The 10,675-nt window shown below is 62.4% G+C and carries 9 protein-coding genes and 2 tRNA genes; 4 read left to right on the top strand and 7 right to left on the bottom strand.

The genetic code is table 11. The features are described 5' to 3' along the window. Positions 1–57 precede the first annotated feature (57 nt). The 7 genes from dnaB to rnr form a co-directional block, all read right to left on the bottom strand. On the bottom strand, positions 58–1,455 hold the full coding sequence (gene dnaB, locus ABE459_RS24460; RefSeq protein ID WP_110996121.1) for a replicative DNA helicase: 1,398 nt from the start codon (positions 1,453–1,455) through the stop codon (positions 58–60). Positions 1,456–1,567: 112 nt separating this feature from the next. Then, positions 1,568–2,014 (bottom strand): 50S ribosomal protein L9, encoded by a 447-nt coding sequence (gene rplI / locus ABE459_RS24455; RefSeq protein ID WP_011535934.1) that lies wholly within the window; start codon positions 2,012–2,014, stop codon positions 1,568–1,570. A 20-nt stretch (positions 2,015–2,034) separates the two neighbouring features. After that, complete coding sequence (locus ABE459_RS24450) at positions 2,035–2,901, bottom strand: hypothetical protein (protein ID WP_125860648.1); 867 nt, start codon at positions 2,899–2,901, stop codon at positions 2,035–2,037. Between the two features lie 35 nt (positions 2,902–2,936). Continuing rightward, positions 2,937–3,167: a 30S ribosomal protein S18 gene (gene rpsR / locus ABE459_RS24445; RefSeq protein ID WP_003249563.1), complete on the bottom strand. Its 231-nt coding sequence runs from the start codon at positions 3,165–3,167 to the stop codon at positions 2,937–2,939. Between the two features lie 28 nt (positions 3,168–3,195). Next, complete coding sequence (gene rpsF, locus ABE459_RS24440) at positions 3,196–3,621, bottom strand: 30S ribosomal protein S6 (protein ID WP_110996123.1); 426 nt, start codon at positions 3,619–3,621, stop codon at positions 3,196–3,198. 328 nt (positions 3,622–3,949) lie between these two features. Further along, entirely contained in the window at positions 3,950–4,696 is a 747-nt protein-coding gene (gene rlmB, locus ABE459_RS24435; RefSeq protein ID WP_110996124.1) for a 23S rRNA (guanosine(2251)-2'-O)-methyltransferase RlmB, read from the bottom strand. Continuing rightward, a complete protein-coding gene (rnr, locus tag ABE459_RS24430) occupies positions 4,693–7,269 on the bottom strand; it encodes a ribonuclease R (RefSeq protein ID WP_323830430.1) in 2,577 nt (858 codons plus the stop codon). Before rnr ends, rlmB begins: the two co-directional genes overlap by 4 nt. A 271-nt stretch (positions 7,270–7,540) precedes the next feature. Here rnr and ABE459_RS24425 point away from each other — a divergent pair. The 4 genes from ABE459_RS24425 to ABE459_RS24410 all read left to right on the top strand — a co-directional run bounded on the left by ABE459_RS24425 (position 7,541) and on the right by ABE459_RS24410 (position 10,592). Next, a tRNA-Leu gene (locus ABE459_RS24425) sits at positions 7,541–7,627 on the top strand. A gap of 86 nt (positions 7,628–7,713) precedes the next feature. After that, positions 7,714–7,800, top strand: a tRNA-Leu gene (locus tag ABE459_RS24420). 213 nt (positions 7,801–8,013) lie between these two features. After that, positions 8,014–9,027, top strand: a complete 1,014-nt coding sequence (locus ABE459_RS24415) for an extracellular solute-binding protein (RefSeq protein ID WP_346648157.1) — start codon at positions 8,014–8,016, stop codon at positions 9,025–9,027. Beyond that, a complete protein-coding gene (locus ABE459_RS24410) occupies positions 9,027–10,592 on the top strand; it encodes an iron ABC transporter permease (protein ID WP_125465752.1) in 1,566 nt (521 codons plus the stop codon). Before ABE459_RS24415 ends, ABE459_RS24410 begins: the two co-directional genes overlap by 1 nt. Positions 10,593–10,675: the final 83 nt, after the last annotated feature.

Here is a 10,675-nt window from a genome sequence, read left to right as displayed (position 1 = left end):
GATTTCACTATCGCATTCGCGGGTGAACCCGCTCCCACAGGGGCCAATACTTGGGCGTTACTCGTCGTCGTCGAAGTTGTACATACCCGGCGCGAGGTTCTCGAAGCGGGTGTACTTGCCGATGAACGCCAGGCGGATGAAGCCGATGGGGCCGTTACGCTGCTTGCCGATGATGATCTCTGCCACGCCCTTGTGCTCGGTCTCGGGGTGATACACCTCGTCCCGGTAGACGAACATGATCACGTCGGCGTCCTGCTCGATTGCACCGGATTCACGAAGGTCGGAGTTGACCGGGCGCTTGTTGGGGCGCTGCTCCAGGGAGCGGTTGAGCTGCGACAGGGCGATGACCGGGCAGTTGAATTCCTTGGCCAGGGCTTTCAACGAGCGGGAGATCTCGGAGATCTCGTTGGTGCGGTTGTCGCCGGCAGAGCCCGGAATCTGCATCAGCTGCAGGTAGTCGACCATGATCATGGCGATCTCGCCGTGCTCACGGGCCAGGCGGCGGGTACGGGCACGCATTTCCGAGGGGCTGATGCCGGCGGTGTCGTCGATGAACAGCTTGCGGTCGTTGAGCAGGTTGACCGCGGAAGTGAGGCGCGGCCAGTCGTCATCGTCCAACTGACCGGAACGCACTTTGGTCTGGTCGATACGGCCGAGGGACGAGAGCATACGCATGATCAGCGATTCACCTGGCATCTCGAGGGAGAACACCAGCACCACCTTGTCGCTGCGCAGTACAGCGTTCTCCACCAGGTTCATGGCGAAGGTGGTCTTGCCCATCGACGGACGGCCAGCAACGATGATCAGGTCGGCGGGCTGCAGGCCGCTGGTCTTCTCGTCGAGGTCGGTGTAACCGGTAGAGACACCGGTGATGTCGCTGTCGGAGTTGAACAGCGTGTCGATGCGATCGATGGCCTTGGTCAACAGCTCGTTGACGCCCACCGGGCCACCGGTCTTCGGCCGCGCCTCGGCGATCTGGAAGATCTGCCGCTCGGCGTCGTCGAGGATCTCCTCGGCGTTGCGCCCCTGGGGGTTGAAGGCGTTGTCGGCGATGTCGGTGCTGATGCTGATCAGCTGGCGCAGCGTGGCCCGCTCGCGAATGATCGCGGCGTAGGCCTTGATGTTGGCCACCGACGGCGTGTTCTTGGCCAGTTCAGCCAGATAGGCCAGGCCGCCGACCTGGGTGGAGACCCCTTCCTTGTCCAGCTGCTCGTGCAGCGTCACCACGTCGAACGGGTGGTTCGCGTCGACCAGCTTGTGGATGGCGCGGAAGATCAGGCGGTGGTCATGCCGATAGAAATCGCCATCCGACACCTGATCCAGCACCTTCTCCCAGGCGTTGTTGTCCAGCATCAGGCCACCGAGCACGGCCTGTTCGGCCTCGATGGAATGCGGCGGCACCTTCAGGGCAGCGGTTTGCAGGTCGAGCTGTTCCGGATGGGTAATCTCGTTCATGGCCACGAAAGAATTCTGGGGGATGATAAAAACAAAGGGCACGGCCTGTAAGAAACAGGACCGTGCCCGATGTTAACCGCCTGGCCCTCGAGGGACCAGCCGATTGCGCAGCTTAGGCAGCTACGACGACCACACGTACGGTGGCTTCAACGTCGCTGTGCAGGTGCACGGCTACGTCGTATTCGCCAACCTGACGGATGGTGCCGTTCGGCAGACGAACTTCAGCCTTGGCCACTTCAACGCCGGAGGCGGTCAGGGCGTCAGCGATGTCGTGGGTGCCGATCGAACCGAACAGCTTGCCTTCGTCGCCAGCGGTGGCAGTGATGGTCACTTCCAGCTCGGCCAGTTGGGCAGCACGGCTTTCAGCCGATGCTTTCTTGTCTGCTGCGGCTTTTTCCAGCTCAGCGCGGCGCTCTTCGAACGCGGCCAGGTTGGCGGCGTTGGCAACGGTGGCCTTGCCGAACGGCAGCAGGAAGTTACGGCCGTAACCAGCCTTAACGTTTACTTTGTCGCCCAGGTTGCCCAGGTTGGCGACTTTTTCCAGCAGGATCAGTTCCATTTGGTAAAACCTCTTAACTTTTAACCTTCACCGTTCGCGGAATCGTCACCCTGCGAAGGGGACTTGCGACCGCGAAAATCAATCAGGCTGTCGACAATGGCCAAAACCACGAGCAACGGATACATCAGCTGCATGAGCAGCGGCAACGTCACGTACATCCCAACCAGCCAGAACCCGGCCAGTCGCCCCTGCGCCACCAACCCATGAATCAGGGCGATGCCAGCCAGAAGCAGTACCAGGCTGGAGGCCGATGCCAGCACGATGAACTGAGACCCGATAAACGGACCCAGCGCCATCAGCGACACCAGTGCCAGCATGGGCACCAGCGGTAGCCTCAGCTCGCGAAACTCGCGACCGAAACCACCGGGGTTGTACAACGCTGCCTGCCAGTAGCGCGCCAGCATCAAAGCCAGCAGGCTGAACAGCTGCAGCATTACCGCACTGGAAGCGACCAGCAAAGGGCCGATCAGCTCACCAGGTAGTACGGGTTTGCCTTCGAACTGCGGCAGGGCTTTTTCAAGCGCCTTGGCCAACACTTCGAAGGTCTCGCGCAGCACCGCATCCAGGATCAGGCTGTACAGCAAGCCTAATACGACACTGGACAGCAGCACCCGGCTCCAGGAGTGCCCGGCACGCAACAGCGCAGCCAGGCCCAGCGTTCCCAAAAACACCAGCAAGGTGCTGGGTTCGCCGAAGTACCACATGATCACCGCCGGCAACAGGCCCCAGGCGATGACCGATGAAGCATCCTTGAAACCACGCCGCAGGAACACCAGGCTCCCGGCGGCGGCACTCAACCAGAACAGCAGCGGCAGTACCGCACTGATGACCACCACGAAGGTGGCCTGCACACGACCGCGCATGATGAAACTTGCCAACGCTCGCATGCTTATCCCTTGCTACTTAAGTCGACGACCCGGTCTCAGCGGCCGTGGCTGTCGGTGTAGGGCAGCAGGGCCAGGAAGCGGGCGCGCTTGATAGCGGTAGCCAGCTGACGCTGATAACGAGCTTTGGTACCGGTGATGCGGCTTGGAACGATCTTGCCGGTTTCGGATACGTAAGCTTTCAGGGTGTTGAGATCTTTGAAGTCGATCTCTTTCACGTCTTCAGCAGTGAAGCGGCAGAATTTACGACGACGGAAGAAACGTGCCATGTGATTGGCTCCTCAAAAGGTCCGTGGATTACTCGTCAGCGTTATCGCTGTTGTCGCTGTCATTGCTGTCGTCGCCATCGACGCCATCAGCACTGTCAGGACGTTCGCGACGCTCACGGCGCTCGCTGCGGTTCTCTTCTGCCTTGAGCATCTCGGACGGGCCGGTAACGGCTTCGTCACGACGGATGACCAGGTTACGGATCACGGCATCGTTGTAGCGGAAGTTGTCTTCCAGCTCGGCCAGGGCCTTGCCGGTGCACTCAACGTTCAGCATCACGTAGTGAGCTTTGTGAACATTGTTGATTGCGTAGGCCAGTTGACGACGGCCCCAGTCTTCCAGGCGGTGGATCTTGCCACCATCTTCTTCGATCAGCTTGGTGTAACGCTCAACCATGCCGCCGACTTGCTCGCTCTGATCCGGGTGGACCAGGAAGATGATTTCGTAATGACGCATGAATGCTCCTTACGGGTTAGTAGTCTGCCAGCGAATCTGGTCAGACAAGGAGTGAATGACACTGTAAGTCTTGCCCCGGCGTGTAGGCGCATGCGCACCGGCCAGCTGGCAAGGGGCGCAATTGTAGAGAAGGCCGGGGGGACAAGCAAGGTGATTGGCGAATATTTGAACAGCCGGAAACATATTCGCCCGACGGGCAGGTTCCTGCGGGAGCAGACTCGTGAGGCGGGGTTCGTGGGAGCGGGCTTGCCCCGCGATACGATGGCAAACCCACCACCGCCATCGCGGGGCAAGCCCGCTCCCACAAGCCCGCCCCGCAGGTAACGAATCAGCGCTTGGCCTGGCGCTGACGTACGGCCTCGAACAGGCACACCCCGGTCGCGACCGAGACGTTCAGGCTGCTGACGCTACCGGCCATCGGCAGCTTGACCAGGAAATCACAGTGCTCGCGGGTCAGGCGACGCATGCCCTTGCCTTCGGCACCCATGATCATCACCAGCGGGCCGGTCAGGTCCTGCTGGTAGATCTCCTGCTCGGCCTCGCCGGCGGTACCGACCACCCACAGCCCGCGCTGCTGGAGCTTTTCCAGGGTGCGGGCCAGGTTGGTCACGGCCACCAGCGGGATCACTTCGGCGGCGCCACAGGCCACCTTGCGCACCACGGCAGTCAGACTGGCCGACTTGTCCTTGGGGATCACCACCGCAGTAGCGCCCGCGGCATCGGCGGTGCGCAGGCAGGCGCCGAGGTTGTGCGGGTCGGTGACGCCGTCGAGGACCAGAATCAGCGGCGGGGTTTCAGTGCGTTCGAGCAACTCCTCGAGCATCAATTCACCCCACACCTGGCTCGGGCTCACCTCAGCCACTACGCCCTGGTGCACGCCCTCGACCCAGGCATCGAGCTCGCGGCGCTCGGCCTGGCCGACCTGGACGCGGTTTTCCGCAGCCAGGGCCAGCAAGGTCTGCAGACGCGGTTCGCTACGGCCTTCCGACAGCCAGATCTGCTTGACCCGCTTGGGATGGTGCTGCAGCAGTGCCTGGACGGCATGCACGCCGTAGATCTTTTCCAGCTGACTCATGACTTGTTCTTGCCTTTACGTGGCGCGCCGGACTTCGACGGGCCCTTGCGATGCTTGGTCGGTTTACCGGAAGCCGACTTGCTGCCTTTTTCCGACTTGCTGGCTGTATGCCCGGTGCGCGCATCGCTCATCAGCGCTTTCTTCATCTCGCGGCTCTTGCGCACTTCGGCGTTACGCTGGACGGCGTCTTTCGGGAAGTAGGCTTCGGCGGTTTCGCCCTTGCGACTGCGCGGCTTGGGCGAGATTTTCGCTTCGCCGGCAGGCGCCTGCTGGGCGACCGGCTCGGCAGCACCGGCGCGCGTCTTGCGGCCAACCGGCGCGGTGACGGTCTGCTCGGACATCTCGAAGTCGATCTTGCGCTGCTCGAGGTCGACACGCATGACCTTGACCTCGACCGTGTCGCCAAGGCGGAAGCTGCGCCCGGTACGCTCGCCCGACAGGCGATGATGAACCGGATCGAAGTGGTAGTAGTCACCCGGCAAGGCACTGACATGCACCAGGCCTTCGACATAGATGTCGGTCAGCTCGATGAACAGGCCAAAGCCGGTCACAGCCGTGATCACGCCCGGGAAAATTTCCCCGACACGGTCACGCATGTACTCGCACTTGAGCCAGTTGACCACGTCACGGGTGGCCTCGTCGGCGCGGCGCTCGGTCATCGAGCACTGCTCGCCCATCTGCTCGAGGGCGTTCTCGTCGTACGGGTAGATACGCGCCTTGGGGATGCTCATGGCACCGGCACGCTTGACGTGCGGGGTATCGACCTTGGAGCGGATCACGCTGCGGATCGCCCGGTGCACCAGCAGGTCCGGGTAACGACGGATCGGCGAGGTGAAGTGGGTGTAGGCTTCGTAGTTCAGGCCGAAGTGGCCATTGTTCTCGACGCTGTACACCGCCTGGCTCAGGGAGCGCAGCATGACGGTCTGGATCAGGTGGAAGTCCGGGCGCCCGGCAATGCTCGCCAGCAGGGCCTGGTAGTCCTTCGGCGACGGATCCTTGCCCTTGTGCAGGCTCAGGCCCAGTTCGCCGAGGAAGGCGCGCAGTTTTTCCAGGCGCTCCGGCGGCGGGCCGTCGTGCACGCGGTACAGCGACGGCACGTTGTGTTTCTGCAGGAACGCGGCGGTGGCGACGTTGGCCGCCAGCATGCATTCCTCGATCAACTTGTGGGCGTCGTTGCGCACGGTCGGACGAATTTCGTCGATCTTGCGGTCTTCGCCGAAGATGATCCGGGTTTCCTGGGTCTCGAAATCGATCGCGCCACGGGTGTGACGGGCCGCCAGCAGCACCTTGTACAGCGCGTACAGGCTCTTGAGGTCTGGCAGGACCGCACTGTACTCCTCGCGCAGGGCCTTGCCTTCGCGGGTACGGGAATGCTCGAGCATGCTGCTGACCTTGTTGTAGGTCAGGCGCGCATGGGAGTGGATGACCCCCTCGTAGAACTGGTAGTCGACCATCTGGCCGGCCTTGTTGATGGTCATTTCACAGACCATGGCCAGGCGATCGACGTGCGGGTTCAACGAGCACAGGCCGTTGGACAGCTCCTCGGGCAGCATCGGGATGACGCGCTCCGGGAAGTACACCGAGTTGCCGCGCTGCTGTGCTTCGGTATCCAGGGCAGAACCCAGGCGCACGTAGCTGGAAACGTCGGCGATCGCCACATAGAGGCGCCAGCCGCCAGAGAACAGGCGCAGCTTGCCCAGCGGCTCGCAGTAGACGGCATCGTCGAAGTCACGGGCGTCTTCACCGTCGATGGTGACGAACGGCAGGTGACGCAGGTCGATGCGCTTCTCTTTGTCTTTTTCTTCGACTTCGGAGCGGAACTTGCGCGCTTCCTTGATCACGTCCTGCGGCCAGACATGGGGAATGTCATAGCTGCGCAGGGCGATATCGATCTCCATGCCCGGGGCCATGTAGTTGCCGATAACTTCGACAACGTCACCTTGCGGCTGGAAGCGCGGGGTGGGCCAGTGGGTGATCTTGATCGAAACGAACTGGCCGATCTTCGCACCACCATTGCGCCCGGCGGTGACCAGCACTTCCTGCTGGATCTTCGGGTTGTCCGGGGTCACATAGCCGATGCCACCTTCTTCGAAGTAGCGGCCGACCACGCTCTCGTGGGCACGGGAGATGACTTCAACCAGCACGCCCTCGCGGCGGCCACGGCGGTCGACACCGGAGACCCGGGCAAGGCCGCGGTCACCGTCGAATACCAGGCGCATCTGCGAGGGGCTGAGGAACAGATCCTCGCTGCCGTCGTCGGGGATCAGGAAGCCGAAGCCGTCGCGGTGGCCGGAGACACGGCCGCAGATCAGGTCGAGCTTGTCTACCGGGGCATAGGTGCCGCGCCGGGTATAGATAAGCTGGCCATCACGCTCCATGGCGCGCAGGCGGCGACGCAGGGCTTCGATCTGGTCTTCTTCATACAGACCGAACTCTGCCGCCAGTTCTTCGCGGGCAGCCGGTTCGCCACGGTCGGCGAGGCGCTGCAGGATCAGCTCACGGCTGGGAATAGGATTGTCGTATTTTTCCGCTTCGCGAGCGGCCTCGGGATCGAGGGATTGCCAATCGGCCATCAGAAGGGGTTCACCTTGGGGTATATAGATATGAATTCTGGCATAGGCGTATTGAAACCGGAAATGTCAGCCTTGGACAGCCCCAGCACAGCGTCCGCTGGCCAGTAATAGGCCTGCGGAATCAACAAGTTGAATTTTTTGAAATTTTTTTCGCTCGGGGGCTTTACAGCCTCCAGGACCGTCCGTATAGTGCGCACCACAACGACGGACAACCCCGAAGTTGTAGTAGAGATGAACGGCGCTGTAAAGCATCTTGTAATCTCGAATGTGTGCCCAGGTGGCGGAATTGGTAGACGCGCTGGTTTCAGGTATCAGTGACTTAACGGTCGTGGAAGTTCGAGTCTTCTCCTGGGCACCAAGATTTTCAAGTAATAGATGACCAAGGATCTATTACTACTGTGTGAAAGCGAACGATAGTCGCCTCACCAGATGATTCAAAGCTTTGCCCAGGTGGCGGAATTGGTAGACGCGCTGGTTTCAGGTATCAGTGACTTAACGGTCGTGGAAGTTCGAGTCTTCTCCTGGGCACCATATAAAAACCCACTAGCTTGCTAGTGGGTTTTTTCTTGCCTGCGATTTTTGCTTGCCCCCTCTCCCGCCGAAAGTTCTCTAGCGCGCTCGATCTCACAGACACAGCAGGGATCACGGCGAACCCCCATGAATTTCCCGTCATACGCCCATTTGAGAAACGATTTCGTTTACCATTGTTTCCAAATATGTAGCCGTAAGCGAGGAAGTACCCGCATGACGATCCGCCCGCAACCGCTGATGCGCACCCTGGCCGCTGCAGTGCTGAGCCTGGTGATCGGCGCTCCGGCCGCCCTGGCAGACGCCCCGGCCAGCCTGACCATGTACAACGGTCAGCACAAGGAAATCGGCGAAGCCATTGCCAAGGCCTACGAGGCCAAGACCGGCATCCACATCAATATCCGCAAAGGCAGCAGCAACCAGCTGGCCAGCCAGATCATCGAGGAAGGCGACCGCTCGCCCGCCGACATCATCTATACCGAAGAGTCGCCACCGCTGAACAACCTGGGCGAACTGGGCCTGCTGGCGAAGATCGACGACGCCACCCTGGATATGCTGCCCAAGGAATACGTAGGCGCCAATGGCACCTGGATGGGGGTCACTGCCCGCACCCGCGTGGTGGTGTACAACCCGAAAAAGGTCGACGAGAAAGACCTGCCCACCACAGTGATGGACTTCGCCAACCCCGAGTGGGAAGGCCGGGTCGGTTACGTGCCCACCAGCGGCGCATTCCAGGAACAAGCTGTGGCCATCCTCAAGATGCACGGGCGCGAAGCCACCGAGGAATGGCTGACCGGCTTGAAAGCGTTCGGCAAGACCTACACCAACAACATGGTGGCCCTGAAGGCCGTGGAAAAAGGCGAAGTCGCCGCCGTGCTGGTGAACAACTACTACTGGTACGCCTTGGAGCGCGAGCGCGGCAAGCTCGATTCCAAGCTGTACTACCTGGCCGATGGCGATGCCGGCAACCTGGTGACCATCTCCGGCGCTGCTGCGGTGAAAGCCAGCAAGCACCCGAAAGAAGCCCAGGCCCTGCTCAACTGGATGGCCAGCGAAGAAGGCCAGCGTGTTATCACCCAGACCACCGCCGAGTACCCACTGCACAAGGGCATGGTCTCGGACCGTGGCCTGAAGCCGTTCGAGGAGCTGCGCCCGCCGAAGATCTCGCCGGCCGACCTGGGCAATGCCGAGGAAGCCATCGAGCTCGAACGTGAGGTTGGTCTGCTCTGATGACCGCCGCCCTGCCCTCGCCCGCCGTCTCCCGCTTCGTCCCCAAGCGCAAGCGCCCGTCTGTCTGGGTGCTGCTGCCGGTGCTGTTCCTGGTGGCGATGAGCCTGCTGCCACTGCTGTATGTCGGGCTCAAGGCCTGGGAAGCCGGCGCTCACGAGGCCCTGCGCCTGCTCTGGCGCCCGTTCGTCTGGGGCCTGCTGCGCAACACCCTGCTGCTGATGGCCGGCGTCACCGCGCTGTGCCTGGTGGTGGGCGTGGCCCTGGCCTGGCTGCTGGAACGCAGCGACCTGCCGGGCCGGCGCCTGTGGGGCGTGGTGCTGTGCCTGCCATTCGCCGTGCCGTCGTTCGTCAGCAGCTTTACCTGGGTGTCGCTGAGTTCGGACTTCGAAGGGTTGGGCGGGGCGATCCTGGTGATGGCGCTGTCCAAATACCCGCTGGTGTTCCTGCCGGTGGCCGCCACCCTGCGCAACCTCGACACCGCGCTGGAAGAATCGGCGCGCACCTTGGGTTGCAGCCGCTGGGGCGTGTTCCGCAAGATCACCCTGCCACTGCTCTGGCCGTCGATGCTGGGCGGCGCCTTGCTGATCGCCCTGCACATGCTGGTGGAGTTCGGCGCCCTGTCGATTCTTGGCCTGCAGACCTTCACCACGGCGATCTACCAGCAGTTCGAACTGGAATTCAGCAACGCCAACGCCGCCATGCTTTCGGCCGTGTTGCTGGCGCTGTGCCTGGTGATGCTCTGGCTGGAGCTGCGGGTACGCGGCAAGGCCCGCCATGTGCGGATCGGCCAGGGCGTGGCGCGTCGCGCCCAGCCGGTCAACCTGCGTGGCTGGATGCCACTGGGGCAACTGCTGTGCCTGGCGCTCGCAGTATTGGGCAGCGGTATTCCACTGGCCATGCTCGGCTACTGGCTGAGTGTCGGCTCGTCGGCGGCCTTCCCGGTGGCGGCCATCGGCAAGGCACTGGCCACCTCGCTGTCGGTGTCGCTGGGCGGCGCAGGTTTCTGCGTGCTGTTGGCATTGCCGATCAGCTTCCTGGTAGTGCGCTACAAGGGTCGCCTGGCGATCTGGGCCGAACGCCTGCCGTACCTGCTGCACGCCCTGCCGGGCCTGGTGATCGCGCTGACCCTGGTGTTCTTCGCCCTGCACTACGTGCCGGCGCTGTACCAGACCACTGCCCTGCTGATCCTGGCCTATGCCCTGCTGTTCCTGCCGCTGGCCCAGTCGCCGGTGCGCACGGCGCTGAACAAGGCTTCACCGACGCTGGAAGAGGCGGCGCGCACGCTGGGCGCAAGCAGCTTCGCGGCGTTCTGCCGGGTGACCCTGCCGATCATCTTCCCGGCCATGGCGGCGGCGTTTGCGCTGGTGTTCCTGGATGCCATGAAGGAGCTGACCGCCACCTTGCTGCTCAGCCCGACCGGGATGACCACGCTGGCAACCGAGGTGTGGGCGCATACCGCCAACGTCGAGTTTGCGGCGGCGGCGCCTTATGCGGCGCTGTTGATCGTGGTGTCGGGCTTGCCGGTGTATCTGCTGACCACGCGGATGTATCTGAACAAGGCGTAAGGCCCTATCGCGGGGGGCGGCCCCGCCCCCCCCCCCCCAAGTGAGGAGGCGGGGGGGCGGGGTTAGCCCCGCCGTGTTTGTTA

The sequence above is a fragment of the Pseudomonas sp. TWI923 genome, from assembly GCF_039673365.1.
Lineage (GTDB): Bacteria > Pseudomonadota > Gammaproteobacteria > Pseudomonadales > Pseudomonadaceae > Aquipseudomonas > Aquipseudomonas sichuanensis.
Note: the sequence above shows the minus strand (reverse complement) of the source record. Positions and strands in the feature narration are given on the sequence as shown.

What these genes read in the sequence shown, in the direction of transcription:
- ABE459_RS24415 (WP_346648157.1), top strand. Translation starts at nt 8,014, where the DNA reads ATGACGATCCGCCCGCAACCGCTGATGCGCACCCTGGCCGCTGCAGTG.
- rlmB (WP_110996124.1), bottom strand. Translation starts at nt 4,696, where the DNA reads ATGAGTCAGCTGGAAAAGATCTACGGCGTGCATGCCGTCCAGGCACTG.
- rpsF (WP_110996123.1), bottom strand. Translation starts at nt 3,621, where the DNA reads ATGCGTCATTACGAAATCATCTTCCTGGTCCACCCGGATCAGAGCGAG.
- rplI (WP_011535934.1), bottom strand. Translation starts at nt 2,014, where the DNA reads ATGGAACTGATCCTGCTGGAAAAAGTCGCCAACCTGGGCAACCTGGGC.
- dnaB (WP_110996121.1), bottom strand. Translation starts at nt 1,455, where the DNA reads ATGAACGAGATTACCCATCCGGAACAGCTCGACCTGCAAACCGCTGCC.
- rnr (WP_323830430.1), bottom strand. Translation starts at nt 7,269, where the DNA reads ATGGCCGATTGGCAATCCCTCGATCCCGAGGCCGCTCGCGAAGCGGAA.
- ABE459_RS24450 (WP_125860648.1), bottom strand. Translation starts at nt 2,901, where the DNA reads ATGCGAGCGTTGGCAAGTTTCATCATGCGCGGTCGTGTGCAGGCCACC.
- ABE459_RS24410 (WP_125465752.1), top strand. Translation starts at nt 9,027, where the DNA reads ATGACCGCCGCCCTGCCCTCGCCCGCCGTCTCCCGCTTCGTCCCCAAG.
- rpsR (WP_003249563.1), bottom strand. Translation starts at nt 3,167, where the DNA reads ATGGCACGTTTCTTCCGTCGTCGTAAATTCTGCCGCTTCACTGCTGAA.